The sequence below is a fragment of the Mucilaginibacter aureus genome, assembly GCF_053514885.1.
The window spans coordinates 1,429,644-1,455,397 of the sequence record NZ_CP170601.1 but is presented as its reverse complement, the minus strand read 5'-3'; the positions used below and the strand labels follow the sequence as shown (position 1 = coordinate 1,455,397).

The following is a 25,754-nucleotide window of genomic DNA, read 5'->3' as shown; positions in this document are numbered from 1 at the left end:
AGTCAATCAATCCTTCAATCATTATAACATGGGCGTTGCCTGCGGCCGGGCTTTACGCTCATACTGCGCAGGCCTTAGTCACAAGGCCGGTATCCGCTGCAATCCCTAACGCGAACCTGGCGTTCCGAAAGTATGGCGAATAGCTTGTTTACGTACCACAAGCGGGACGCTTGCGGTAGCAAGGGGTGATGCTTGCGGTATCGAGGACTATTCTATTTCGATAGAAGCAAATGCTCGTGAAAGCGTGTCAATATTTTGTAGTTCGAATTCGGCTAATTTAGCTTTTATAATATCTTTTTGATCTTGAGGAATATGGGGGCTTGTCAGTGCCCTTTCAGACTCTTCCCTTAATTTATCTTTGAGCTGCTCTGCTTTCCGCCGCTTTAAATAATTGTCAATATAATTTGAAAGCCATTTCCAGAATGCTGATAGTCCAACGGCAACAGACGGTGCTATAATTAGTAACCAGGATTTATACTCGTTGGTGTCTGGTAGATTCTTTGCAAGTAATAGAATTAAAGTACCTCCGCCTGCTCCGGCTACGCCTGCCTGTAAATTTGACTTATTGGGCGAAGTATTGTTAGTTTTCACTTATCACCTCCTTCTTCTCATTTTTTTGAGTTTCAGACATTAGCGCATCTAATGTTTTTTTGAGGGAGTCCAAGTCCTGTTGCTTAGACATTAATTCAATTATTTCACCATTGTTCTTAGTGATTTTTATTTTAACAGTGTTTAATTCGGCTTTACTTGAAATCCATGATTTGATAAGCTTAGTTAGGCTTGCAATACCGGATAGCAAAGAAACGGCAACCGCTATAAGTATCTCAAATTGCATATTGGCTTAGATTTGATTATAAAAATATGAATAAATATTCAGCACTTAATAAATGTGTTTTGCTACTACCTTTAATCTGGACGCTTTGTGGAGGGCGGTACTAACACACTAATTCTAAATCTTGATTACCTGTTATAGGCAATTTTAAACCTTGTGAGCCAAACAATAGTTCTTTCCCTTTTGAGCGAATACTTCCCGCCGAATAATTCAATTCGTAACTTTTTGATTCAGCAAACGAATATAAATTGTTTATTTCAACACAATTGTCGTAGGAAACTATCCACGGAGAAAATTTTAATTCCTTAATATATTCAGAAATTCTAACATGGTCTCCATGCTGAAAATAATTCAAATAAAGTTCAGGCCCCTTGTGATAATATGGTGGATCAAAATAGATTAATGGTTTGACCGGATTTCTTTCTTTTAATGTCTCTATGCATTCCAAAACATCTAAGTTCATTATTTCAATGCGGTTGCCTTTTAACGCTATTTTTTCAATTCTTTGCTTTAGATCAACGATGTTATATCTAGCATCCATTTTCCAAACACCTAATTGCCCTTTGCCTCCAATTATCCCCGCTTTCAAAATACCGCTCCTATTAACTCTGTTCAACAGAAAAGTAGCAAAGCCGACTTCCAAATTTGAATGCGCCTTTCGGTCACTATGAATGTGTTTTGCGTGATTCCATTCTTCAATAGATAGCTTGGTATCGGTAATCAATTTTAATAATTCGTCTGTATTATTTATTACTGCGTCCCAAAACGCAAATACTACTGGATCGTAGTCGTTAATGACAATCTTTCGAGCATATCCTTCAAATAATAAAGCAAGCGCAACTGCAGAACCGCCGCAAAAAGGCTCAATATATTCACAATCTAATAAGTTATTGTCTAAGATTAAATCTTGGATAAATTTCGAAAATTTTCCTTTGCCGCCGGGGTACCTCAAGGGTGAATAATAATTCATTTGCAAGCTAGTTAGCCCATACAACAATCAGAAAAGGTTTGATATTTTCAAAACCAGATATTAACGTTGACAATGGAATTGTAAAGGTACTATTATGTACGACTGCATTTAGAGAATTTATCGAGCACCAAGACGCAGGGTCGTTTATCCACGCTTCTATTCCTTTAATCTGATCTTTGGTTACGAGGGTTTTTGATTTCAAATGAGTAATAGCGCTTGTTACACGGACATGCAATTTGTCATTCGGGGCGGTCACAGTATTTCTATCTAAATATTCTTGAATCGAAAACTCTAGTAATGACCTCAATAAAAAAGCAGCAGCAATTGGGCACTTGTCTGCGCTTATCGTTTTTAATTCATAAATCAACTGATCTATTTTAGTGTGTTTTGATTTAATAGCCTCTACGGAAGAAATGACAGTGCTTCTATCTAGAGGACTTTTTGTCTTTTTCTTTTTTGTAGATGTAGATGGAACAATCGTCGACACCGGATCGAGTTTGACTTGCGTTTTTAATGTTTTTTTAAGATTTGGCTTGTATTCTGCATCTAATCCGTCAATATATTTTTTCCTATCCTCTGAATGGTAAATATCATTAACATCAATATTACCTTCGATTAAATCCAATACAATTTTTCCTAATGATTTAGTTACCTCCTTAAGCTCAATATTAGCATATACTACGCCTTCTTTTACCTCCAAGCCTAATTGTGATTTCACATATTTATCTCCAAGAAGCCTTTCCAAATTTGTTATTGGTAATTTTTCAATGTTTTTTGCGATATCAGGAAAATGGGACCTTACAAAATCGGCTACCTGTAATTCCACTGACGCTTTACCGGTTAATAGACGTTTAAAACGATTAGACTGCAATGAAACCCATGTAACCGTTCCTTTTCCCCCTACTTCTCCAACGTGTTTCCTTTCAATCCATGGAGCAGCTTCTAAAAAAGAGTCGAATAAAACGCATTCGACTGTTATGATACGATTTATAGATGTTGAATATTCCTCACTTAGCTTTTTAAATTTTAAATATGCCTTCCCATCCGGATAGTCCTTTATTAATTCAGGGTTTTCTAATAATTTAATACATGAAAATCGCCTATTACCTTCTAACACGATATAAAATCCTTTATCTACCTCGTCAGCAATAATATAAGGTGAATCACCTGGGTTTAATCCATGTTCCTTAATATCCTTAGCTAATTCAAAAAGCTTATCACCTTGATTATTTAGTATCGCAAAGATTGCTTCTTTTTGAGAGGCTACAGGTTCAAATCTTGGGTTTTCTTTAAACAAGTTTATCTTATCAATAGGTAAGTTGATTCGTATTCCGGCCATCGTAAGTTTAATTTAATTAAGGTTATTTTATAAACATAATAATTATTTTCACAAAAAGAATAATATTAATATAAAAATGATAATTAATCCTATCGTTATCCTTCCCGCGTACGGTATTTAGATCATCAAGCGATCAGTAAGTCGATAACTACTTCATTCCTTGCAATGAGGCGCGGAGAGCAGGGCCTTATCCCGCCTTCTACACCCCCTTTGTCATTTCGAGCGAGCGCAGCGACGAGAAATCTTCTGCTACACGCCTGTCTACAGCAGAAGATCCCTCACTGCGCCAGCCTGCCCACTGGCCGGTTCGAGATGACATCATGAAGAAAATTTCTCCGGGCGATTGCCACGCTATCGCTCGCAATGACATGGTGGAGATGGAGTTGGTTTTGTAATAAATTAATATTGGTAATTTGGATTAATTTGCGTATATTTAAGATTTTACATTACATAGGTAATAATTTAAACTTAAATAGACCAATAGATGAACACAACAGAGACGATACCGGACCATTACCGGTTAACGCATCAGCAGCAGCGTTTTTGCGATGAGTATTTGACACATTTTAATGCTTTTAAGGCTGCCGTGAATAGCGGCTATAGCGAGAATACGAGCCGGAAGGGCGCTTTGCTGCATGTGCCTAAAATTCAGTATTATTTAAAGCAGGCCATGAACCGGCGCAGCCAGCGGCTGGAGATAACGCATGATATGATCTTACGGGAACTATCAAAAATTGCTTTTAGCAATATGGGGAACTACTACGATGAATATGCCTGTTTAAAACGGATGAACGAATTGACGGCTGACGAGAAAGCGGCCATTAGTTTTTATGATATTACCGAAGTGCAGGATGGTGAGGGTTACCGCGTGGGGATGCAAAGCCGCATTAAGCTGCATAATAAAATGAGTGCGCTGGATAAGATAGCGAGGCATTTGAATTTTTATGGTTTAAATGGAACAAAGAGCAAGGAACAAGGATTAAAGACGCAGGTTTCTGAGCCGGAAGCGGGAGGCTTGAAGCGGGAAATTTTTTTGGAAGAGGAAGAAGAGAGTCCGATGTCCGAAAGTCCGGAAGATGATTTTGAAGGCGTAGATAACACACCCCTAACCCCTCTCAAGAGGGGAACTGTTAACGGGGTTCGTGATTCGGCAGTGGTGGATAGGAATACTAACAATTTGCCTATGGATTACCCGGTGGAGGATTTTGAGCTGGAGGGGATCGATCTGAAGACTTTAATGGCGCTGGAGGAGGTGAATGTTAGTCCGGGGCGGCCGCGGGAAAGTCTTGAGTCGGATGATTTGGAGATTGGTGAAAACATGGAAAATATTCTTACAATTTCCCCCCTTCCTCAATTATTGAATGATAGAATGATTGATGGATTGAATGAGGAAAGCAGGTTTAGTGACGTCGGATTTGCGTTAGGGATTGAAGCGGATACCGGCCAGGCGATGGGCTCAGGGCAGGCCGTGGCTAAGGCTTGTGCAGTATGAGCGTAAAGCCCGGGCCGGAGGCAACGCCCATGTTATAATGATTGAAGGATTGAGTTATTGAATGATTGATTGGAAAAGTATTGTAAAGCTGCTCTGTATAGTATAGAGATTGCTTTACCGAAACAAGTTCGGCACGGGCTGTGCCTCGCAATGACGCGTGGAGAGGCTTGTACATCCGCTCTGTATGATGGGGTGCTGAAACAAGTTCAGCATGACTGGTTTTTTATCTGCACATCTTCCATCTTACCTTATCCATCTTCCATTAATGCACATCATCCATCTTACATAAAAACTATAGTCTAATGAACTTCCCGATTAATTTATGCACAAACCGTCACGGAAACTTATACACTATCCCCAGGGTTAGGCCTTGCGAAAACTGGACGTTGCTGGTGGTGGTGACATCGTACAGCATGGTGCCGGTTACGCTTACGTTGATGAGGCGGTTAACCTTGGCAATGAGGGTGGCATCTAAACGGTGGTTGATGTGGCTCAGGTCGTTATAAGGGATGAACAGGGCGTAGCGGGCCTGCAGGTTCATGTTTGTGGCAATATCTTTATTAATGGTGCTCACCACCTGGAAGGCCAGTTCGTTGCGGAAGGTGCTGCCGATGGGCACGCCGTAATTAAGGGGCACGTTTTGGGAGATGGAGCGATCGAGCACAAAGGTTTGGCGGGCGGTACCGGTGCCCAAACGGATATCGATATATTTTACGGGTTTATACTCCACACCGAGCGATTCGGTTACGTAGCCCGGCGACATAAAGTTACTGATGAGGGTTTGGATATTGGGATTTCCGGAGGCATCGTTGCTGTAGGAAAAACCTTTGGCAAACTGCGACTCGAAACTAACCGACCCGAAGAAGTACCAATGCTTGCTTAACTGGGTGGATACCTTATTATCGAAAAAGATCCGGTCGTTTGTTTTACGCGACAGCTGGCCCTTGCTTTGTGAGATGCCGTAGATGAGCACCAGCTCGGTGGCATAGTCGAACGGCTGCTTGTTGTACTCGGCCTTGAAATCAAAGTTATTGCCCAGGGCAATGCTGCTGATACCGCCCCCGCTCCAGTTATTGCTAAATGCGGCCTGGTTTATGTTAACGCCAATGATATAGCTTTTGCGCCAGTAGCTTACCTGGTAACCCAGATCGGTAACGGGTATGATCTCGGGCCGGATGATGATGGGCCGGCTGCGTACCGGTAACGCGTTCTTTGGCGGATCGATGCGGTAACGTTTGAGTAGGTTTGTGTCTATCTTAAGCGTATCGGGTTTTTGCGCAAAAGCCGCCTTAAATACAAACAACAGGGCTAAAGTGGCTATGCTGCGGGTATATTTGAACATAAGGCAAATTAAGGCATTTTTTTTAAAATACGGATGCGCAATTTGTATCAAATAGCCAATGCTTACCGCTTAAAACCAAGACTGTCATCATCATTTACCAAAGGCTGTAACGAAAAGGCTGCCGGGTTACGCACGTAACGCTTATAGCTTGCGCGGATGTATTTGATAAAGTCGTAATCGTTGGCGTTAAGCACCAGGTAATACGGCGGGCGGTACTTAAACATAAAGTCGGTTAGTTTGGTACCATCAAGCCCGGTAACAGTGCTCACCAGGGTTCGGTTAAAGCGGTAGTCAATTACGTTTTCGCGGTAGTCGCGATCGATAGTTGCCCGCAGCCTGGTGGCATTGCGCCCTTCGCGGCTAACCATGTTCCACAGCGCATCAATACTTAACCCGGCTCCCTGCCCGCTGATGGACGACAGCAGATCTTTTCTGGACAGATGCCCGTACACTTTGGTATAGTCGCGCCTGGTTTGGTTCAATTGATCAAGCGGAGTTACCAAACTGCGGATGGTTACTTCTTTAAGCTGCACGCTGCTTGGCCTGAGATAGATCACCAGGGTGGTTTCGTTCTTTACTGTAACGGTATCGTTAAAATAGCCGGTTTTGCTGAATACTAAAACATCCCCGGCAAGGGCCTTAATTTTAAACTCGGCCTTAAGGTTGTTGTAATAGCTTTCGCGACTGCGGGTATTAACGATATTTACCCTGGCTATACGTTCTTTGCTGTTATTATCAAACACAATACCGTCGATGGTTTTGTCCTGAGCAAAGGCAGCCGTAACCTGCACCGCGCACAATAAAGCAATAGCCCATAATTTAATCACAGGGTTAAAACTAAAACATCGGCGCGTTATTAGCATAGCATTTAACAAAAATTAACACGGCGTTTATTTTGCCACAACCAGCTTTTGCCCAATCTTAATGTTGGCATCGCCCATGCTGTTGAGGCTCTTTAAGTCGTCTACTGTTAACCCGAAACGTTTAGAAATGTTATAAAGTGTATCGCCTTGTTTTACGGTGTATAACTTATCGACCGGGGTGGTGTGTAGTATCGAGTCGCGGTTTTCTTTCCCGATGTTGTTATTGATCTGCGTAAGCACCCTATCCTCGCGTTTGATCTTCTGTACCTCGCCTTCCGGCCGATCGTACTGGTCAAGGCTGTATTTTTGGATGATGTTGATGAGCATTTGCGGATATTTGGGGTTGGTGGCATATCCGGCGGCTTTTAAACCGTTTGCCCAGCCTACGTAATCGTCCTTATCCAGCTCAAACAAGGGCGCGTAGCGCTTGCGTTTTAAAAAGTTGCTATGGTCGCGAAACGAGTCCTCGGGTTTATCATAAACGCGGAAACAGTCGTTCACCTGGTCATCGTCTTTATAATAGCTTTTGCCGGTCCAGTCGCTGGTGCATTTAATGCCGAAGTGGTTATTGGCAATGCGGGCAAGGTCGCCGTTACCGTTGCCCGACTCGACCAAACCCTGCGCCAGGGTAATGCTTGCGGGTATGCCGTAAGTATTCATTTCCTGCACGGCAATGGGCTTAAAGCGGGCAATATAGCTATCGGCGGTGTAGGTGGTATAGCTGGCAATGGATTCGCTATACTGCTTTTTGATCTTGTCGTTATTGCGTTTGGCTTCGCTGTTGCTGATAGCAGGAGCTGCCGCCGTTGTTGTTGTTGTGTTACCAGTGAGGTGTTTTTTGTGCGATGCGCACGATGCTAAAACAGATATCAACAATAAGGCACCAATTACTTTTTGCATAAACCGGTTAGTTTTGCGGCAAAGCTACAAGTTAACGGTATTGGCCATGCTTATTTGTTATCAACACGGTCGATGTCTATCGGGTTAACCGCTGCATCGGTAGTTGATGGCGACAGGTCGAACGCATTGAGCTGGTATCTTTTAATGATAGCCAACACATCTCTTGACCAGGTATGGCTGCTGCAATAGCCTGCTTTTTGAATGCCTTTGGCCCATCCTTTATAGTCAACATTGCTCAGTCTTTCGGCAAGCTGGCTAAATTGTTTGCGCTGGGTCATGATGCGGGCAAAATCTTCAAACGATTCCATCACCGAATCATAGTGTTTATAAAATGTGCTTACCTTTTTGTTTTTGCTTGTGGTGTAAACCGTTTTGTTAAAGCCTTTAACGCCGAATTGGTTATTGAGATTTTGGGCTATTTTGCTGTTGCCGCAACCGCTTTCGTGCATGGCTACAGCCAGGATGATACTTGCCGGCACGCCGCTGGCATGCATAATGCGGATAGCGTCGTCCTTAAATTTATCGATGTATGATTGTGAGGTGTTTTTTTGGGCTGAAGCCTGAACAGATACCAGCAGTAATGCAATCAGTAAGAGTTTCTTCATAATTTATTTTTTTCTGATGATCAAAATTCCATCGCGCACCGGGAGGATCAGTTTCTCCACGTTATCATTCGCACTTATAGCATCATTAAACTCGCGGATCAGTCGGGTATCAGCGTCACTCGCGCCGCTGTCGTACACCTTTCCTTTCCACAAAACGTTATCAACAATGATCAAACCGCCCGTTTTTACCTGGCCAAGGATCATGTTGAAATAGGTTAAATTATTCTTTTTATCCGCGTCAACGAACGCAATATCGTAAATTTTTTCTGAAAGCTCCAAGATAATATCCTGAGCATCACCAAAATGTGGAAAAATACTTTTTTCAAATTCGCTTGCCGCGAAGTTTTTCCTGATCATTTCTTCCATCTCGCGGTTCACCTCAATGGTGTGTATTTCGCCACCTTCAGCCAAACCTTCAGCCAGGCAAATCGTGGCGTAACCGGTGTAGGTGCCAATTTCCAGGATGCATTTAGGCTGCATCAGTTTGCTCAGCATACTCAGCAAGCGGCCCTGGTAATGGCCCGAAAGCATATGCGGTTTTAACACCTTAACATACGTTTCGCGATTGATGGTTTTCAACAATTCCGGCTCGGGTTCACAATGCGTTTCGAGGTATTGTTGCAACAGTTCTGGAAGTATTTCCATGGTGCAAAGATAAGCCGCTGATTTTAATGATTAAAGGATTTCGCTGATTTTCTATGTTTCGCTTTCAATGACTAACCTTTCGTTCGTTTGTAATCCGTTTAAATTCAATACTTTTCGCTCCAAAATTTATCAGCAACCCTGTTTCCAATTTATACGCTTCCAAATAATTGATGGCTTGAGCCAGATGCCGATCATCTAAACACGCTGTGGCCTTCAATTCGACCATAATTTTATCCTCAACTAAAAAATCAACCCGGCGTGTACCAACATGTATTTCTTCATAATAAATATCCATTTCAAACTCCCGGCCAAAGCTTAAACCTTGCTTCCGCATTTCAATATCCAAGCAGCGTTGGTAAATAACTTCCTGAAAACCATTCCCCAATAGCTATGAACTTTCATGGCACAACCAATAATTTTACCAGTAAGTTCAGAGTGTTTATAGTTGGTGTTAATCATATCCTAAAACATCAACAAAAGGTATCAAGCAAAATCAATAGAAATTGTAAAAATAAAAATCAACGGAATCATTTAATCAAACTAATCAGCGGTACAGATATGATTGCAAAATTATCGTCGCCGAAACCGTATCCACCAGCGCCTTATTCTGTCTTGCAGTTTTACTCATTCCGCTTTGCGCAATAGCTGCCGAGGCCATTTTCGAGGTAAAACGCTCGTCGAGCATTTCGACCGGGATATCCGGGAAGTTCTTCTTCAGGATGGTAACAAACCCACGCACATGCGGTGCCGACTGCGATTCGGTATTGTCCATCTGTTTAGGTTCGCCCACAACGAAGCGCTCAACTGGGTTGGCGGTCATGTATTTTTTAAGGTACTCCACAATATCCTTAGGGTGCACGGTGTCCAAACCCGTAGCGATGATCTGCAGCGGATCGGTCACCGCAATGCCAATGCGTTTGGTACCGTAATCAAAAGCCATAATTCTCATGTAGTATTGCGTAATGCGATTTGCGTATTGCGACATGCAAATATAATTGATTTGCTCCTGCGCATTATTCTTTTGTCATAATTCAAAAATCGCAATACGCAATACGCATATCTCAATACTAATTCAGTATTTTGCACCAATGCAGTTTAGTACTATAATTGGCCAGCACGATATTAAACAACGGTTAATTAACACGGTGAAAGATAACCGGGTTAGCCATGCGCAGCTATTTTTAGGTCCCGAGGGCTCTGGTGGTTTGGCGTTGGCCGTTGCATACGCGCAATATTTAAGCTGTGAAAACCGCAAAGCCGACGATTCATGCGGCGAATGCTCGTCATGCCGCAAATACCAAAAACTGGTTCATCCCGATCTGCACTTTTCGTACCCGTTTTTTGCCAAACATAAGGATGATACAGCGCTTGCCTTTATCGAAGAGTGGCGCGATGCCCTATTAAAACATCCGTATTTAAGCCTCGATATCTGGCGTAATTATTTGGATGCCGAAAACAAACAAGCCAATATCAATATTGCCGAGTGCCACCAGATCATCAAAAAACTGAGCCTAAAACCATTCGAATCGCAATACAAGATCCTGATCCTTTGGTTACCCGAGTATCTCGATAAATCGGGAAATGCCTTGTTAAAGATCATTGAAGAGCCGCAGCCCAATACGTTGTTCCTGTTGGTGGCTCAAAACCAGGACCAGATACTGAACACCATTTTATCGCGTACGCAACTGGTTAAAATACCTTGCTTAAACGATAAAGTGGTTAAACAATATCTGATAGACGAGCATCACCAAACCGAGCACGCTGCCGCCGAGATCGCTTTTTTAAGCAACGGTAACTTAACCGAAGCCCTGGCGATGCTGGGTACCGATGACAGCAACTATCACGAGATACTCATCAAGTGGCTGCGCATGTGTTTTAGCAATAAAGGCATCGAGGTGATGAACTTTGTGGATGTTTTGGCTAAGATGGGCCGCGAAAATCAAAAAAATTTTATGCGCTACGGCATCAGCTATATCCGCGAGATCTGCATGATCATTGTTGGTGCCGGTAACCTGGTGCACCTGCCGGCAAACGAGCTGGATACCGCTCAAAAAATGACCAAAGTAATGACTTTGCCCATAGCCGAAGCCATTAGTAACCTGCTCGAAAAGGCACATTATCATGTGGAAAGAAATGCGAATCCGAAAATTTTATTTTTAGATGTATCTTTACAAATTATTAGCGTGTTACATTTTAAAATAATCCCGCAAGGGAATCAATATATACCGATCTAAATATGGGATGTGGAAGTTGCTCAACAGGCGGATGTGCGCCTGCAGGCTGTAAAAGTAATGGCTCGTGCCTTACCAATGGGTGCAGCAAATTAGATGTTTACGATTGGCTGTCCAACATGGATAAGCCGACAAATTATAAGCCTTTTCAGGTTGTCGAAGTAAAGTTCAAAGGATCACGCAAGGAGTTTTTTGTTAATACCGAGAACCTTTACCTGGAGCTTGGCGAGCTGGTTGCTGTTGAAACTACTACCGGTGGTTTTGATGTTGGCCATATCTCAATAACCGGCGAACTGGTGCGTATGCAAATGACCAAGCGCCACGTTAACGAGGCCGATGTGGTTAAAAAGATCTATCGTAAAGCTACCTCGGCCGACGTAGATAAATGGAAAGCCGCCAAAGACCTGGAATGGCAAACCATGCATAAGGCCCGTACATTGGCACTTGAGCTTGGCCTTCAAATGAAGCTTAGCGACGTGGATTACCAGGGCGATAAAACCAAGGCCACTTTTTATTATACGGCCGAAGGCCGCGTGGATTTTCGGGAGCTGATCAAAAAAATGGCCGAAGCTTTCCGTATCCGCATCGAGATGCGCCAGATAGGGATGCGCCAGGAAGCAAGCCGCCTGGGCGGGATAGGCAGTTGCGGGCGAGAGCTATGCTGCTCAACCTGGTTAACCGATTTTAAAACCGTTTCAACCGCTGCTGCGCGATATCAAAACCTAAGCTTAAATACGCTTAAACTGGCCGGTCAGTGTGGTAAATTAAAATGCTGCTTGAACTACGAGCTGGATACGTACATGGATGCGCTAAAACACATCCCCGATAACGTAAACTACCTTAAAACCGAAAAAGGTGACGCTAAGCTGCAAAAAACCGACATCTTTAAAAAATTGATGTGGTTTAGCTACCCTAAGGATGATACCTGGGTACCGGTAGAGATCGACCGAGTTAAAGAGATCCAAAAACAAAACAGGGATGGTGTGATACCTCCGGATCTGGGCGAAATGGCTGAGTTGGAAAACAAGATCACCGCCAAGGTACTGGATTATGAGAACGTGGTTGGCCAGGACAGTTTGACCCGCCTGGATGAACGCAATAAAAACAGGAATAACAACAACCGTAACCGCAATAAAAACCGTGGTGGCAATAACCAAAACCCGCAACAGGAACCACGCAGCGGTGGTAATAACAACCAAAATCAGCAACCACGGGGGGCCGGCAATAACAACCAAAATCAGCGTGGCCCAAGGCCGCAACCTATTATGGTGCAAAACCCGGGTACGGCGCCGGTAGCAAACCAAACCGATGCTGCAAAACCGGAAGGTAATGCCGGCGGCAACAACAAACGCAACAAGCATCGCCACAGGCCAAACCGTAACGGCAAGGGCGGCGGCAATAGTGATCAGAATCGTAACCCCAATAAAGGCGGCGAGTAAAATGAAGACAGGCTTAAAAGGCTATATTTTATTGCTGATGGCAACCGCGCTGTTATCTTTTAGCAGTTGCGTGCGGCCGGATAAAAATACCGTTATCGATCAGAATATTTCCATTTATGATCTCAACTGGTCATACGTGAACAAGATCCGTGTCAATTTCACTATTGATGATGCCGGTGCTAAATACAACCTGTTTTTAAATTTACGCGTAACGCCAAACTACAGATACTCCAATATCTTCGTACTCATACATCAAACCGGTCCCGATAAAAAAACAAAAACCGAGCGCGTGGAGTTTAAGCTGGCCAATCCCGACGGCGAATGGCTTGGGCAGGGTACCGGTAACTTATACAGCTACCAAATGCCGTTCGAAGCCAGGTATACATTCCCTGCAAAGGGTATTTACCGCATCGAGTTGGAGCAAAACATGCGCGATAACCCACTACACGAAGTGAGCGATGTGGGATTGCGGGTGGAAAGAGTTCAATAATCTCCTTTTTTCATTGCGAGGAAGAGCGCGCTGAAAGCGACCACAGAGGGTTCATGAATACCATTAAAAACAATTAGGTCTATTCATAATCTCTTGCTATACAGAACGGCTGTGCAAGTTTGTCTTTCTCCGTGCGATTCTTCGTACCCTGCAATAATATATAAATCTAATTCATAATTTTTTTAGTATTACTAATTTTTATAAATTTGTTTTACTAAAAATTTTATCATGGAGATTATAATTTTAGGGGCTCCCGTAGTTATTCTCATCATCGCTATCGTTTTATTTTTAAAGCGTCCCGGCGCAAGTACCCAAACCGATGACCTCAAAATAAAACTGGCTAAAGCCGAGCAACAGGTTGTAGGGCTGATAGCCGAAAGGGATAATATAGCCCAGCAATTGTATAACGAACGTTTACGTTTAGAAGCCGGACTGGCAACTTTAAACCAGCAATTGCTTGCCGAAAAAAATCTATCCATCAAAGCCGAAGAAGCTTTAAAAGCACAGCGCGAGCGCCTGGCCGAACAGGATGTTTACGTGCAGCAGGTACAGCAAAAATTTAAGCTCGAGTTTGAAAACATCGCCAATAAGCTGCTCGACGAAAAATCGGCAAAATTTACCGAGCATAACCGCGTCAATATGGATGTGATATTAAACCCCTTTAAAGAAAAGCTGAAGGATTTTGAAGATAAGGTGGACAAAGTATACAAGGTTGAGGCCGACGAGCGCAATATTTTAAAGGGCGTCATCACACAATTAATGGATTTGAACAAACAGATAAGCGACGAAGCCAATAATTTAACCAAGGCCCTTAAAGGCGATAATAAAAGGCAGGGTAACTGGGGCGAAGTGATCCTGGAAAAGGTATTGGAAAACTCGGGACTGATCCGCGACCGCGAGTACCGTATCCAGGCCAGTATGCAAACTGCCGACGGCAGCCGTTACCAGCCCGATGTGATCATCGATCTCCCTGATGATAAGCATCTGGTTATCGATTCAAAAGTTTCATTGATTGCCTACGAGCGTTTGGTTAATTGCGAAACCGAAGAGGAGCGTAAGCTTTTCGCTAAGGCGCATGTCGAATCATTGCGTAACCATATTACCTCCCTGTCATCCAAACGCTATCACGATCTGTACCAGATCAACTCGCCCGATTTTGTATTGCTGTTCGTGCCTATCGAATCTTCATTCAGCATAGCCGTACAACTGGATAGCGAAATATTTAACTACGCCTGGGATAAGCGCGTGGTTATTGTTAGTCCGTCTACCTTACTGGCAACCCTGCGCACCATTGCCAGCATGTGGAAACAAGAGCGCCAAAACCGCAACGTATTAGAGATTGCCCGTCTTAGCGGCGAAATGTACGATAAGTTTTATGGCTTTATTGCCGATATGGAGGGCATCGGTAAAAACATTAAACAAACGCAGGATAATTACGATAAAGCGGTAAACAAACTTTCAACCGGCAGGGGCAACCTTGTTGTTACCGCCGATAAGATCAAAAAGTTAGGCGCTAAAGCGGATAAGCAGATCGATCAGAAATATATCGCCATAAACGAGGTCGAATAGCCTTTTTATTTGATCGTTACCTGCTGTTCCATCACCATTTGTACGGTACCTTTCATGCTCACCTTTTGCTGGGGCATTGGCCGTACATAGGTCATGTTAATGGTTTCATTCATGCTTTCGGCATAGTTGGTGCCTATATTAAAAATAAAGCCCCCTTTTCCGGTGCCTTCCATTTTCATGCCGGTAGCCCCGCTTTTTTTATCAATGGTGGTTACAAAATCCATATTAAAATGTGCCTTGCCATTGGTTACCGATATCAGCTTGTAGGTTATTTTCATGGTCATCCGGGCATCAAAACCGGGTATGGGTACCGCCATATCCGTTTCCTGCGCAAAGCTGTCGCCAACTTTAATGGGAAATTTCGGAAACTCAACATTGGCCTGTATATTGTCGATCAGCCCCATAACCCCACTTTTTACCGAATCTGTCAGTTTTTTATCCTGCACTCCTTCAACCGTCACTTTTCCGCCAGGGCTGTACCGGCCATACACGGTCTGGCTCGAGGCTTCATCCGGAACCGGCGCCAAACTTCCGTTTATGGTAAGCACAGGTTTGCTTTGAGCGATCACCATGGTAAACGGCACCTCTTTATTCAGGTTATAATTACGCGTTTTCAAGTCCGACCGCATATCCGTCTGCACGCTCATTAACATCGGCAGTTTAGCGCCGCTGGCCTTTATCTGCTTTAGCGTAACCGAATCCGCATCATAATCCATTTCAATATTCATACCCATTTTGGTGGTTGCTAAATAGGTATGGTTAGGCAGATATTTTATTTTAAATAAAACCGCGTTTTGCGCCTTTAGCTGAACCACCATTGCACAAAACGCGGTTAAAAGAAATATTTTCTTCATTATCCCTATTTCACCACAGTTTGCATATCCATCTTCATTTTCATCTTCATGGTCATGTCTTTACCACCAGCAGGCATAGTCATGTTCATATCCATATTTTGTATATAATGCGTTGGATAATTAACTGCAATATCATACTCCATTGTGCCGTTGCCTCCACCGGTCATGTGCATTGCGGCCGGCATACTTTTATTGGCTGCCATATCAATATCCATCGTATAATTAGTATCAAAATTGGCCTTACCTCCTGATATCGAAATTAGTTTATACGTTACTTTTAAATCTGATTTCATACCTGCGCCCATTATTGGTATGTTGAAAGGCATATTTTGCACAAATGTTTCTCCTATTTTCATGGGCTTATCCGGGAATTTGAGTTGGCTTTGAAAACCTTCCATCATTGTATTCATCGCCGTTTTCATCGAATCGGTCATAGTTTTACCTGATATCGAATCTATGTGCGGCCAACCATCCAAAGTGCATTTTCCGTACATGGTGGGCATAGCATTAACAGCAGCATTGGGTATCGGTGTTGTTTTACCATTAACGGTCATGGTTGAAGGCGACATCTCCATATCCATGCTGATCGGAAATTCCTTTTTACTATTAACACGCCCTGTTTTCATTTCCATTTTCATACCCATCTCCATCTGCATTTTTTGCGGCGCACCATTTGCGCCCTGGGGGGCGCCCTCCATATTCATATCCATGTTCATTTTCATGTTTAATGAGTACTGATGATCAGGCAGGGTTTTCATTTTAAACAGCACTTCTTTCTGCGCTTTAGCAGATAATACCGCTGTGAGCAGTACTGCGGAAATTGCAAATATTTTTTTCATGTGAGTTTTTTTTACTTACTAAACTTATGGAAATATAATTACAAATAAAACTTGTTATTGGGTGCTGATCTCTGTTTGATAGGCCGATAAGATAGTCGATGTGCCGCTCATGGTTAATTTACCCGTTGGTATAGTAAATTTAAGGGTCAACGTGTTTTGGTACAACCTAAAAAAATGATGTTGCATATCATAAAAAATATGCCCATCTCCGGTACCGGTTATTTCCATATCGCCATTGTCGGTATGTGTTTTAAAAACAGCTGTTTGCGTTACGTCAAAAAATGCCCCGTTATTTTTGGTACTGATCAGTTTATAAACAACGCGTGTGTTTACGGTTACGGGCTTACCAGATACAGGCATTTGCATTGGCACATCCTGGGTAAAGCTGTCTCCTGGTTTTAGCGCCTTGTCAGGAAAAATAATTTGCACCGAATTAATCATACCGGAAACTAAATTTCTTAAGCTATCGGGTATTTGCGCATTTTTAACATCATCCAGGCGAAAAACATTATTCAAAAAAATCCCCGCAAAATTTTTTCCTTTTAAAGAGTCCACCCCTGCAATTTCTTCTCCATTCATCAGCTGTTTGGTGCTTGCATAAAGGTATTGAACTATGCCCGAAAAATTTTTTTGAAAATCAGGCTTTCCGGTTTTTAAGGTATATTTAAGGCTATTTTTGTTCTGAAGCACTATAGGTAACTGCATTACCGGCAATTTTTCAAGTTCGGTTTTATCACCCGTAAAATCTATCTGCGTAAGCGAATTGATAGTTTGCGTACAGGTATAAGTTAAGTCGGGCAAATACCTCATTTTAAAGATCACTCCCTGCTGGGCAAAAACATCTGCGAAAGCAAAAAGAAAAATAAATATAAGATTTGCCTTTTTCATCAGGATAAATAACTTACCCTTCAGGGGGCCGGGGGACTAAAAGCGTTCCAGCCCTGTGCTTTAAGCGGATGCACATTACCACTCTTACTCACCAGGTTGCATCCTGCCGAAGCTTCGGTTATGTGGCCAATAATGCTGATATCAACATCATGTTTAATTTTATCGTAATCAGCCTGCTTAACGGTAAACAGTAATTCATAATCTTCGCCGCCGCTTAATGCGCAAACAGTGGGGTCGAGGTTAAACTCACGGGCGGTATCATACGTCATCGGGTCTATCGGGATTTTTTCCTCGTAAATATTACAACCTTTATTGCTTTTTTTACAAATGTGCAAAACCTCTGATGCCAATCCGTCCGATACATCGATCATAGCCGTTGGTATTACTTTTATTTTTTTCAACAGGTCTATAATATCTTTGCGCGCTTCTGGTTTTAACTGGCGTTCAACAATATAATCTTTACCTTCCAGGTCGGGCTGAATATTCGGATTTTCTAAAAAAACCAATTTTTCGCGTTCTAATAATTGCAGACCGGTATAAGCGCCACCCAAATCACCCGATACGCAGATCAAGTCACCTTCGTAAGCAGTATGACGATATACCACTTCTTTTTCATCGGCATAACCAATACTGGTTACACTAATTACCAAACCTTGTTTTGATGAAGTAGTATCGCCGCCAACCAGGTCAATTTCATATTTATCGCAAGCCAATAGCATCCCATCGTACAGCTCTTCAACAGCTTCCAGCGGAAATTTACTCGAAAAACCCAGCGATACCGTAACCTGTGTCGGCGTGGCATTCATCGCATAAATATCGCTCAGGTTAACCTGGATAGCCTTATAACCCAAATGTTTTAATGGGGTATAAGCCAGGTCAAAATGGATCCCTTCCAGCAGCATATCGGTTGATACCAATACCTGTTTATCTTTAAAATTTAAAACAGCAGCATCATCACCAACACCTTTAACCGTAGTTTTTTGAGTAAGTTTAATGTTTTTGGTCAAATGATCTATCAAACCAAATTCACCTAAATGCGCTATATCCGTTTTTTCTTTATTATCGAACATCTGACCGTTGATTTTTAATGATTATATGATTTCGCTGATTAAAAAATATAAAAAGGATTATTCGGCAAAGATCAGCGAAATCACCGTAATCAAAACTAAATCAGCTATCAAAGACCTAATTGTGCTGATATTTCCAGCATCCGCTCTATCGGTTTTACCGCTTTTTCAATTATATCAGCCGGTACAAATATTTCAGGCTGTTCGTTTTTCATGCACAGGTATAGTTTCTCTAAAGTATTGCGTTTCATGTGCGGGCAATCATTACAGGCGCAATTGTTGTTTGGTGGCGCCGGTATAAATGTTTTACCCGGGTTTTCCTTTTGCATCTGGTGTATAATACCCGATTCTGTTGCTACAATAAATTCTTTATCAGGATGATTAGAACTATATTTCAACAATCCTGTGGTCGATCCGATGTAATCGGCCATTTCCAAAATAATATCTTCGCATTCCGGATGCGCCAGTAACTTAGCCTGTGGATGACGTTCTTTTAAACGTGTTATCTTCTCCCGCGAAAATATCTCGTGCACCATACAGGCGCCGTTCCATAACACCATATCCCGGCCTGTTTTTTTCATCACATATCTGCCCAGGTTTTTATCGGGACCGAAGATGATCTTTTGCTCTTTAGGCAAACTTTCCACAATCTGCACCGCATTACTCGATGTACAAACAATATCGCTCATCGCCTTTAACTCGGCCGTACAGTTTACATAAGTGATCACCAGGTGATCCGGGTGCTGCTCTTTAAACTTTTTAAACAAATGCGGCGGGCAGCTGTCGGCTAAACTGCAGCCAGCCTTGGCGTCGGGTAACAAAACCTTTTTTGTAGGCGATAAGATCTTGGCTGTTTCGGCCATAAAATGCACGCCTGCAAAAACAATAATATCGGCATCGGTTTTTGCTGCTTGCTGCGATAGTCCCAAACTATCGCCAATATAATCGGCAATATCCTGTATATCAGGTTCCTGGTAATAGTGCGCAAGTATAACGGCATTCTTTTCTTTTTTTAACTTTTCTATTTCCTCGAACAGATCAAGTGTCGGATCAATTTTTTCGTCCACAAATCCTTTAACGCTTATTTCTTCAAATGTATCCATTATCAACGCTACAATAAATTACAATTATTTTTAATATAAAAAAAGCTATTACTTGTTAGTGTGTTAGTTTTGTTTAAAAGTAGTGATACAAAAACTTGAAAAAGTTGTTTATAATAATTTATTAACATTTAATTCATATTCGGTTAATCTTATCTTACTGATTTACTGAACACTTCATTTAACAAATAAAAAATTAAAAACTTTTATGTTAATTAATACTTCTGTTTAAAAATGTTTGTATCCTCTTAAAACCGGCTTACAATTTGATGACAAGTTTCTAAATTTTTGTCAGCAAAAGGTAGTTATTAACTATTTTAAAATTTATCACTTTTTTACAGACGCAAAATTAACATCTTTATGGGGTGTTATTAACACAACGGATTTTTTTATACATTTTACTGATAATACATGAACAGAAATGTTGATTTCCTGGTAATAGGTTCAGGAATTGCTGGTTTAAGTTTTGCACTAAAAGCAGCAAAACATGGTAAAGTACTGATAGTTACAAAATCAAATGAGGATGAATCGAACACAAAATATGCACAAGGCGGTGTTGCTGTGGTTGTGGATAAAGAAGAAGATTCCTTCGAAAAGCACATTGAAGACACCTTAATTGCCGGCGACGGTTTGTGCGATAAGCACGTAGTAGAGATTGTAGTTAAAGAAGGACCTGAACGGATTCAGGAGATTATTGATTACGGAACCAACTTTGATAAAACTAATCAGGGCTTGTTCGACCTGGCAAAAGAGGGGGGACACTCCGAATTTAGGGTATTACATTATAAAGATATTACAGGGTTTGAGATTGAACGCGCACTTTTGGAACAGATCCATGAGAACCCGAACATTGAGATATTGACCCATTTTTTTGCGGTTGATCTGATCACCCAGCATCATCTGGGCGATTTTGTAGATAAATCATCAACCGATATTACCTGCTACGGTATTTATGCCTTTAATACCGAGACTAACACAGTCGAGAAGATACTTTCTAAAGTTACAGTAATGGCCTCAGGCGGTGCCGGTCATATTTATAGTATTACTACTAATCCTACTATAGCAACCGGCGATGGTGTGGCGATGGTTTATCGTGCAAAAGGTAAAGTGCGTAATATGGAGTTTATCCAGTTTCATCCTACAGCGCTATATAATCCTGGTGACTATCCTTCATTTTTAATATCAGAAGCAGTGCGCGGCTTTGGTGGCGTGTTGAAACGTAGAAATGGCGAGGAGTTTATGCAAGAGTATGACGAACGTAAATCGTTAGCTCCCCGAGATATTGTTGCCCGTGCTATAGATGCGGAAATGAAAAAATCGGGGGAGGATTTTGTTTACCTGGATATTCGTCATCGTAGTAAATCAGATATACTGGCTCATTTCCCTAATATCTACGCTAAATGTTTAGATATCGGTATCGATATGACCAAAGATATGATACCGGTTTCACCGGCCTGCCATTATATGTGTGGCGGTGTAATGGTTGATGATGCCGGTCGTTCGTCAATTATACGTTTATATGCCTGCGGCGAAACTTCATCAACAGGTTTACACGGTGCTAATCGACTGGCCTCCAACTCATTATTAGAGGCTTTAGTTTTTGCACACCGTATTTACGAAGATGCGATCAAGCAATATGAGCACAATGTAATACCGGATAATATACCCGATTGGGATGAGAAAGGCGTACAGCTTTCAAATGAAGATATCCTGGTTACGCACAACGTTCGCGAAATGCAAAAGGTAATGAATGATTATGTGGGTATAGTAAGATCTGATTTTAGGTTGGAACGTGCCATGCGCCGCTTAGGTTTACTATACGAAGAAACAGAAGAGTTTTACAAGAAAACAAAGCTGTCGGTTAAACTTTGTGAGCTAAGAAACTTGATCCAGGTATCTTATATTGTGATCAAATCAGCGATGATGCGGAAGGAAAGTCGTGGATTACATTATACTACAGATTACCCGGAACATCAGGAACACATTGAAGATACTGTGTTGAGATAGAAGTTAAAGAGCGGGAAACGGGATTCGAACCCGCGGCCTTCAGTTTGGGAAACTGATGCTCTACCAGCTGAGCTATTCCCGCTTATTTGACGATACTAAATTATAAAATAATTATAATACAATGCCATTAATACTGCCTGTTAAAGATAAAAATCCCGCCTGGGGAAACGATTGCTTTATTGCCGAAAATGCAACCATTGTAGGTGATGTGACCATGGGCGATAATTGCTCTGTTTGGTTTAATGCTGTTATCCGCGGAGATGTAAATTATATTAAGATAGGTAATAACACCAACATCCAGGATGGTGCTGTAATACATGCTACTTATCTGCGCGCTGCGACAACTATTGGTAATAATGTATCAATAGGCCACAATGCATTGGTACATGGCTGTACGCTACATGATCATGTTTTAATAGGTATGGGTGCCATTGTAATGGATCATGCTGATGTGCAGCAATTTGTGATCATTGGAGCCGGATCTGTAGTATTAGAGAATACTGTATGCGAATCGGGATACCTGTATGCAGGTACTCCGGCAAAAAAGATCAAACCCATTACTGATGAGCAGCGTGAAATGTTAAAAAAGCTTCCCAACAATTACATCATGTATTCGGGTTGGTTTACGGATTAGGTATTTCTTTAGGAATATCAACTGCTTCTTCAACTTCCCAGTTCGAACGTAACGTGATCACCGGCTTATATATCCAGATATTTTCGGGTTGTGTTTTTTCTTTAAGATTACCGGTATCCCACTTACCATTCCGGTTTTCATCATAAATTACACGTACTTTGTATTTGCCGGTGGGGAAGCCGTTATAATCTACGGCTGTACTTTTAGTAATGATATCGTTCCGCAACACCTGGTTATCTGGTGTCAACAATTGTACAATATAGTTTTTGCTGCTGTCGGGCACACTTATATTTAAGGTAAGTTTGCTATAATTTTCAGTTTTATCAACACTGAATTGCTTTTTGATAGCAACATTCCGGTCACCATAAATATCTGTAAATGTCCCGATATTAAATACTAAGGTATAATTTCTATTTTGCCGCAACCGATATTTTAGAGAGAATTTTTTAAGATTTGAAGGATCACGTACTAAAGTATAGTCATTAACTTCATTGCTATCTTCCATCATGATAATACGTGAAAGATCGATCGATTCAATAGGATAATTGGCGGTAAAGGTTAAATCGGTACCGGGCTTTAATTTGTCGAAACTACTATTGTATTGTAAAGCGATAGTTCGCTTGTAACTATCCCTTTTACTACGTTTTAAGGTTAAGGTATCCAATGGTTTGTCCTTATCCAAAAACGATACTTTAACCGAGTCGAAGGTCATATCCTTTAAATAGATCATGGCAGTATCAGCGGTAGGGCTAAAATCAACTATTTTTTGAGCATCTAATTTAGGGTCCAATATTCGTACGCCCGGGTTAAGCAAAGGCTTATTAAATGTAAAATAGAGCTTTCCATCATTGTCTATTTTTCTTTCGATCGGGCGCAGCCTTGGTGGGATCTGCCTGAATAAGGTGAGCTGCAGATTTGCTGTATCTTTGGTTAAGTGGATGGTATTTTTCTTAAAGGCCACCAACTCTTCATCATTATCATAGATCTTGTTTGGCGCTTTTTCCATCAGCGCGTATATCTTGTAGTCGCCTGCCTTTAAATTGCTCAAGCTAAAATTACCTGCGGTATCAGTTGTGGTATAAATGGCAGGTTTATGTTTACCCCATGAAGTGTCCTGACGGAGGGGGAAAAGCATAACGGTAACATCTTTTTCTACGGCTTGTGTTTGTACATTTTTTACATTGCCCGTCAATCGTAACGAGTCGATGGTCGGGCCCGTCGAAAAAACGTAGGTGAAGTTTTTTAGAATATTTCCTTCGTTAACGTCGGCAATGGCTTTGCCAAAATTGATTACATAGGTGGTGTTCTTTTGGAGGGTATCTCTTAGTTTAACGAGGAGGCTTTTATTTTTGATCTGGTACTCCGGTAGTTTCGTCATGTCAGGGCTAACCGTGATTTCCTGGTAAGTGTTGGTCAGTTTAAAATATTCATCAAAGTCGAGCTGAATAATCTTCGCATTAAAATTACGGGTAGGGTTGAGCGGTGTCGCCTTTAATAATTTGGGCGGAGTCTTATCACGCGGGCCGCCCATGGGTCTTTGTATGTTGGCGCAGCTAAAAATTACCGAAATTGCTATAAAGCCAATAAAAATTTGAAGTAAAAACAGGGATTTTTGATTTAAGGTCATTTTTAGGCTCTATAAACTATTTTTTGCTTTTAATGAAGTTTGATATTAAAAATTTGAAATCTACGCTATAAAACGATATTTTATAATTTGTTGATAATCAATCATTTAAGTACTATTTTGACACATGGATCATGAGAACCGATATATCCGATGGTGAAACTCCCGAAATGCGCGATGCCTGGCCTAAAGTTCGTGGTTTGATCCGCATCAATTTTTCGCGCGCTTCTTTTGACAGCGAAACCAGTTGATGATAGTTGAACTCAGGATTGATCTCTTTGTCTTCCATCTTCTTCATCTTATCTACAATTTCCATTTCCTTTTCAAAGTAAGCTTCGTATTTAATTTTAATCTCAGCTTGCTCAATGGTTTCTTTATTGTAGCTATCCAGTAATTCGTTTAGCGCAGTATCTGCTTTGCGCAGATCATTAAAACCAACCTGTGGCCTGCTCAATAAATTAAAAAGTTTAACGTTTTGTGCTACCGGGGTAGTATCCAGCTGTTCTAATAAACTATTTACTTCGCTCATGCCGATGCTTTTCTCGCGGGTGAACTTTACAATGTCGTCGCTATCTTTTACCTTCTTGCTAACTTTCGCTAAGCGCTCATTGCTGATCAAACCTAACTCATGGCCAATCGGACTTAACCTGATATCGGCATTATCCTGGCGTAGTAAAAGCCTGTGTTCAGCACGTGAGGTAAACATGCGGTAAGGTTCTTCGGTACCTTTAGTAACCAGGTCATCTATCAACACACCGATGTACGAGTCTGATCTTTTCATGATCAATTCATGCTTGTCGTTAACCTTTTGGTGTGCATTGATACCGGCAATTAATCCCTGCGATGCGGCTTCCTCGTAACCGGTGGTACCGTTTATCTGACCGGCAAAAAACAGGTTTGAGATCAGTTTAGTTTCTAAAGTTAAAGTTAACTGGATAGGTGGGAAGAAATCGTACTCGATGGCATATCCCGGGCGGAACATTTTGGCGTTTTCAAAACCCGGTATTTTAGTCAATGCTTTATATTGTACATCCTCTGGTAGAGATGTAGAGAAGCCGTTAACATAGATCTCACAAGTGTTCCAACCCTCAGGTTCAACAAATATCTGATGACGATCACGCTCAGCAAAGCGGTTTATCTTATCTTCTATGGATGGGCAGTACCTTGGGCCAAGTCCTTTAATGCGGCCGGTAAACATTGGCGAGCGTTCAAAGCCTTCTTTTAAAGTTTCGTGCACGGAGCTATTGGTATACGTTATCCAACAACAACGTTGCTCTTGTTTTAATTCAACGTCGGTAAAAGAGAAGCGCCCACGCTCTTCGTCACCCCATTGTTCTTCCATCAAACTGTAGTTTAACGAACGTCCGTCAACGCGGGGAGGGGTACCGGTTTTCATCCTCCCGGCTTCAAAACCTAAACTAACCAATTGTTCGGTAATACCTGTAGCAGCTTTTTCAGCAGTACGGCCGCCACCCATTTTCTTTTCGCCGATATGGATAACGCCGTTTAAAAAGGTACCGTTAGTTAGTACAACAGCATCAGCTTCAATTTCTACACCTATGGATGTTTTAACACCGCAAACCTTATTGTTTTTGATGATGAGTGAACTCACCATATCCTGCCAAAAGTCAACGTTTGGTGTACGTTCTAACGCCAAGCGCCATTCTTCAGCAAATCGTTTACGATCATTTTGTGTACGCGGGCTCCACATGGCAGGGCCTTTTGAGCGATTGAGCATCCTGAATTGGATACTTGTTTTATCGGATATAATACCCGAGTAACCACCTAAAGCATCTATCTCACGCACAATTTGCCCTTTGGCTACACCGCCCATAGCAGGGTTACAACTCATTTGTGCAATGGTCTCCATATTCATGGTGATCAGTAATACACTCGAGCCAAGGTTAGCTGCTGCTGCCGCTGCCTCACATCCGGCATGGCCGGCGCCTACTACAATTACATTATACTTTTTAAACATCTTTATCTGATATGTTCCACGTGGAACATGCAAAATTAATTAATAT

General features: G+C 41.8%; 25 protein-coding genes and 1 tRNA gene. 7 read left to right on the top strand and 19 right to left on the bottom strand.

Going from position 1 to position 25,754, the window contains the following annotated elements:
* Positions 1–207 precede the first annotated feature (207 nt).
* The 4 genes from ACFGVR_RS06200 to ACFGVR_RS06185 form a co-directional block, all read right to left on the bottom strand.
* A complete protein-coding gene (locus ACFGVR_RS06200) occupies positions 208–591 on the bottom strand; it encodes a hypothetical protein (protein WP_448701828.1) in 384 nt (127 codons plus the stop codon).
* Positions 581–835 (bottom strand): hypothetical protein, encoded by a 255-nt coding sequence (locus ACFGVR_RS06195; RefSeq protein ID WP_448701826.1) that lies wholly within the window; start codon positions 833–835, stop codon positions 581–583. Before ACFGVR_RS06195 ends, ACFGVR_RS06200 begins: the two co-directional genes overlap by 11 nt.
* Before the next feature lie 100 nt (positions 836–935).
* Positions 936–1,802 (bottom strand): DNA adenine methylase, encoded by an 867-nt coding sequence (locus ACFGVR_RS06190; RefSeq protein ID WP_448701824.1) that lies wholly within the window; start codon positions 1,800–1,802, stop codon positions 936–938.
* Positions 1,803–1,809: 7 nt separating this feature from the next.
* The gene (locus tag ACFGVR_RS06185) at positions 1,810–3,141 is read right to left on the bottom strand and encodes a hypothetical protein (protein ID WP_448701823.1); all 1,332 of its coding nucleotides are present in this window, start codon (positions 3,139–3,141) and stop codon (positions 1,810–1,812) included.
* 484 nt (positions 3,142–3,625) lie between these two features.
* Here ACFGVR_RS06185 and ACFGVR_RS06180 point away from each other — a divergent pair, with 484 nt between their 5' ends.
* Positions 3,626–4,633 (top strand): terminase small subunit, encoded by a 1,008-nt coding sequence (locus ACFGVR_RS06180; RefSeq protein ID WP_448701822.1) that lies wholly within the window; start codon positions 3,626–3,628, stop codon positions 4,631–4,633.
* 334 nt (positions 4,634–4,967) lie between these two features.
* Here ACFGVR_RS06180 and ACFGVR_RS06175 read toward each other — a convergent pair whose 3' ends face one another.
* From ACFGVR_RS06175 to ruvX, 7 genes are all read right to left on the bottom strand, one after another.
* Positions 4,968–5,729 carry a DUF3078 domain-containing protein gene (locus tag ACFGVR_RS06175; RefSeq protein WP_448703031.1) on the bottom strand — a complete coding sequence of 254 codons (762 nt, stop codon included), beginning with the start codon at positions 5,727–5,729 and terminating at the stop codon, positions 4,968–4,970.
* Positions 5,730–6,037: 308 nt separating this feature from the next.
* On the bottom strand, positions 6,038–6,802 hold the full coding sequence (locus ACFGVR_RS06170; protein ID WP_448701821.1) for a hypothetical protein: 765 nt from the start codon (positions 6,800–6,802) through the stop codon (positions 6,038–6,040).
* Between the two features lie 63 nt (positions 6,803–6,865).
* Positions 6,866–7,738, bottom strand: coding sequence for a glucosaminidase domain-containing protein (locus ACFGVR_RS06165; protein ID WP_448701820.1), 873 nt, complete (start codon positions 7,736–7,738; stop codon positions 6,866–6,868).
* Positions 7,739–7,788: 50 nt separating this feature from the next.
* Positions 7,789–8,343 carry a glucosaminidase domain-containing protein gene (locus tag ACFGVR_RS06160; RefSeq protein WP_448701819.1) on the bottom strand — a complete coding sequence of 185 codons (555 nt, stop codon included), beginning with the start codon at positions 8,341–8,343 and terminating at the stop codon, positions 7,789–7,791.
* Between the two features lie 3 nt (positions 8,344–8,346).
* Positions 8,347–8,988 carry an O-methyltransferase gene (locus ACFGVR_RS06155; protein ID WP_448701817.1) on the bottom strand — a complete coding sequence of 214 codons (642 nt, stop codon included), beginning with the start codon at positions 8,986–8,988 and terminating at the stop codon, positions 8,347–8,349.
* A gap of 64 nt (positions 8,989–9,052) precedes the next feature.
* The gene (locus tag ACFGVR_RS06150; protein ID WP_448701815.1) at positions 9,053–9,334 is read right to left on the bottom strand and encodes a GxxExxY protein; all 282 of its coding nucleotides are present in this window, start codon (positions 9,332–9,334) and stop codon (positions 9,053–9,055) included.
* Between the two features lie 198 nt (positions 9,335–9,532).
* Positions 9,533–9,937 carry a Holliday junction resolvase RuvX gene (ruvX, locus tag ACFGVR_RS06145; RefSeq protein WP_448703030.1) on the bottom strand — a complete coding sequence of 135 codons (405 nt, stop codon included), beginning with the start codon at positions 9,935–9,937 and terminating at the stop codon, positions 9,533–9,535.
* 139 nt (positions 9,938–10,076) lie between these two features.
* On the opposite strand from ruvX, the gene ACFGVR_RS06140 reads away from it, so the two are divergent.
* The 4 genes from ACFGVR_RS06140 to rmuC all read left to right on the top strand — a co-directional run bounded on the left by ACFGVR_RS06140 (position 10,077) and on the right by rmuC (position 14,717).
* Positions 10,077–11,222, top strand: coding sequence for a DNA polymerase III subunit (locus ACFGVR_RS06140; protein WP_448701814.1), 1,146 nt, complete (start codon positions 10,077–10,079; stop codon positions 11,220–11,222).
* Between the two features lie 2 nt (positions 11,223–11,224).
* Positions 11,225–12,658: a PSP1 domain-containing protein gene (locus tag ACFGVR_RS06135; protein WP_448701813.1), complete on the top strand. Its 1,434-nt coding sequence runs from the start codon at positions 11,225–11,227 to the stop codon at positions 12,656–12,658.
* A 1-nt stretch (position 12,659) separates the two neighbouring features.
* Complete coding sequence (locus ACFGVR_RS06130) at positions 12,660–13,148, top strand: gliding motility lipoprotein GldH (RefSeq protein WP_448701812.1); 489 nt, start codon at positions 12,660–12,662, stop codon at positions 13,146–13,148.
* A 228-nt stretch (positions 13,149–13,376) separates the two neighbouring features.
* The gene (rmuC, locus tag ACFGVR_RS06125; protein ID WP_448701811.1) at positions 13,377–14,717 is read left to right on the top strand and encodes a DNA recombination protein RmuC; all 1,341 of its coding nucleotides are present in this window, start codon (positions 13,377–13,379) and stop codon (positions 14,715–14,717) included.
* 5 nt (positions 14,718–14,722) lie between these two features.
* On the opposite strand, the gene ACFGVR_RS06120 is transcribed toward rmuC, so the two are convergent.
* The 5 genes from ACFGVR_RS06120 to nadA all read right to left on the bottom strand — a co-directional run bounded on the left by ACFGVR_RS06120 (position 14,723) and on the right by nadA (position 19,468).
* Entirely contained in the window at positions 14,723–15,571 is an 849-nt protein-coding gene (locus ACFGVR_RS06120; RefSeq protein ID WP_448701810.1) for a hypothetical protein, read from the bottom strand.
* 5 nt (positions 15,572–15,576) lie between these two features.
* Positions 15,577–16,410 carry a hypothetical protein gene (locus ACFGVR_RS06115; RefSeq protein ID WP_448701809.1) on the bottom strand — a complete coding sequence of 278 codons (834 nt, stop codon included), beginning with the start codon at positions 16,408–16,410 and terminating at the stop codon, positions 15,577–15,579.
* Positions 16,411–16,464: 54 nt separating this feature from the next.
* Positions 16,465–17,298 carry a hypothetical protein gene (locus ACFGVR_RS06110; protein WP_448701808.1) on the bottom strand — a complete coding sequence of 278 codons (834 nt, stop codon included), beginning with the start codon at positions 17,296–17,298 and terminating at the stop codon, positions 16,465–16,467.
* A 20-nt stretch (positions 17,299–17,318) separates the two neighbouring features.
* Positions 17,319–18,368 (bottom strand): thiamine-phosphate kinase, encoded by a 1,050-nt coding sequence (gene thiL, locus ACFGVR_RS06105; protein ID WP_448701806.1) that lies wholly within the window; start codon positions 18,366–18,368, stop codon positions 17,319–17,321.
* 107 nt (positions 18,369–18,475) lie between these two features.
* A complete protein-coding gene (gene nadA / locus ACFGVR_RS06100; RefSeq protein WP_448701804.1) occupies positions 18,476–19,468 on the bottom strand; it encodes a quinolinate synthase NadA in 993 nt (330 codons plus the stop codon).
* A gap of 408 nt (positions 19,469–19,876) precedes the next feature.
* On the opposite strand from nadA, the gene nadB reads away from it, so the two are divergent.
* The gene (gene nadB / locus ACFGVR_RS06095) at positions 19,877–21,472 is read left to right on the top strand and encodes an L-aspartate oxidase (RefSeq protein ID WP_448701803.1); all 1,596 of its coding nucleotides are present in this window, start codon (positions 19,877–19,879) and stop codon (positions 21,470–21,472) included.
* Between the two features lie 9 nt (positions 21,473–21,481).
* Here the strand turns inward: nadB and ACFGVR_RS06090 are convergent.
* Positions 21,482–21,554, bottom strand: a tRNA-Gly gene (locus ACFGVR_RS06090).
* Between the two features lie 39 nt (positions 21,555–21,593).
* On the opposite strand from ACFGVR_RS06090, the gene ACFGVR_RS06085 reads away from it, so the two are divergent.
* Entirely contained in the window at positions 21,594–22,106 is a 513-nt protein-coding gene (locus ACFGVR_RS06085; RefSeq protein ID WP_448701802.1) for a gamma carbonic anhydrase family protein, read from the top strand.
* Here the strand turns inward: ACFGVR_RS06085 and ACFGVR_RS06080 are convergent.
* Together ACFGVR_RS06080 and mnmG are read right to left on the bottom strand one after the other, a co-directional pair.
* On the bottom strand, positions 22,096–23,733 hold the full coding sequence (locus tag ACFGVR_RS06080) for an Ig-like domain-containing protein (RefSeq protein ID WP_448701800.1): 1,638 nt from the start codon (positions 23,731–23,733) through the stop codon (positions 22,096–22,098). The two genes, ACFGVR_RS06085 and ACFGVR_RS06080, sit on opposite strands and share 11 nt — an antisense overlap.
* 112 nt (positions 23,734–23,845) lie before the next feature.
* On the bottom strand, positions 23,846–25,708 hold the full coding sequence (mnmG, locus tag ACFGVR_RS06075) for a tRNA uridine-5-carboxymethylaminomethyl(34) synthesis enzyme MnmG (RefSeq protein ID WP_448701799.1): 1,863 nt from the start codon (positions 25,706–25,708) through the stop codon (positions 23,846–23,848).
* Positions 25,709–25,754 lie beyond the last annotated feature (46 nt).

Excerpts from the sequence above, each read along its gene's own strand:
- ACFGVR_RS06195 (WP_448701826.1), bottom strand. The coding sequence starts at position 835 with ATGCAATTTGAGATACTTATAGCGGTTGCCGTTTCTTTGCTATCCGGT.
- ACFGVR_RS06190 (WP_448701824.1), bottom strand. The coding sequence starts at position 1,802 with ATGAATTATTATTCACCCTTGAGGTACCCCGGCGGCAAAGGAAAATTT.
- ACFGVR_RS06185 (WP_448701823.1), bottom strand. The coding sequence starts at position 3,141 with ATGGCCGGAATACGAATCAACTTACCTATTGATAAGATAAACTTGTTT.
- ACFGVR_RS06180 (WP_448701822.1), top strand. The coding sequence starts at position 3,626 with ATGAACACAACAGAGACGATACCGGACCATTACCGGTTAACGCATCAG.
- ACFGVR_RS06165 (WP_448701820.1), bottom strand. The coding sequence starts at position 7,738 with ATGCAAAAAGTAATTGGTGCCTTATTGTTGATATCTGTTTTAGCATCG.
- ACFGVR_RS06160 (WP_448701819.1), bottom strand. The coding sequence starts at position 8,343 with ATGAAGAAACTCTTACTGATTGCATTACTGCTGGTATCTGTTCAGGCT.
- ACFGVR_RS06155 (WP_448701817.1), bottom strand. The coding sequence starts at position 8,988 with ATGGAAATACTTCCAGAACTGTTGCAACAATACCTCGAAACGCATTGT.
- ruvX (WP_448703030.1), bottom strand. The coding sequence starts at position 9,937 with ATGAGAATTATGGCTTTTGATTACGGTACCAAACGCATTGGCATTGCG.
- ACFGVR_RS06140 (WP_448701814.1), top strand. The coding sequence starts at position 10,077 with ATGCAGTTTAGTACTATAATTGGCCAGCACGATATTAAACAACGGTTA.
- ACFGVR_RS06135 (WP_448701813.1), top strand. The coding sequence starts at position 11,225 with ATGGGATGTGGAAGTTGCTCAACAGGCGGATGTGCGCCTGCAGGCTGT.
- ACFGVR_RS06130 (WP_448701812.1), top strand. The coding sequence starts at position 12,660 with ATGAAGACAGGCTTAAAAGGCTATATTTTATTGCTGATGGCAACCGCG.
- rmuC (WP_448701811.1), top strand. The coding sequence starts at position 13,377 with ATGGAGATTATAATTTTAGGGGCTCCCGTAGTTATTCTCATCATCGCT.
- ACFGVR_RS06120 (WP_448701810.1), bottom strand. The coding sequence starts at position 15,571 with ATGAAGAAAATATTTCTTTTAACCGCGTTTTGTGCAATGGTGGTTCAG.
- ACFGVR_RS06115 (WP_448701809.1), bottom strand. The coding sequence starts at position 16,410 with ATGAAAAAAATATTTGCAATTTCCGCAGTACTGCTCACAGCGGTATTA.
- ACFGVR_RS06110 (WP_448701808.1), bottom strand. The coding sequence starts at position 17,298 with ATGAAAAAGGCAAATCTTATATTTATTTTTCTTTTTGCTTTCGCAGAT.
- thiL (WP_448701806.1), bottom strand. The coding sequence starts at position 18,368 with ATGTTCGATAATAAAGAAAAAACGGATATAGCGCATTTAGGTGAATTT.
- nadA (WP_448701804.1), bottom strand. The coding sequence starts at position 19,468 with ATGGATACATTTGAAGAAATAAGCGTTAAAGGATTTGTGGACGAAAAA.
- nadB (WP_448701803.1), top strand. The coding sequence starts at position 19,877 with ATGAACAGAAATGTTGATTTCCTGGTAATAGGTTCAGGAATTGCTGGT.
- ACFGVR_RS06085 (WP_448701802.1), top strand. The coding sequence starts at position 21,594 with ATGCCATTAATACTGCCTGTTAAAGATAAAAATCCCGCCTGGGGAAAC.
- ACFGVR_RS06080 (WP_448701800.1), bottom strand. The coding sequence starts at position 23,733 with ATGACCTTAAATCAAAAATCCCTGTTTTTACTTCAAATTTTTATTGGC.
- mnmG (WP_448701799.1), bottom strand. The coding sequence starts at position 25,708 with ATGTTTAAAAAGTATAATGTAATTGTAGTAGGCGCCGGCCATGCCGGA.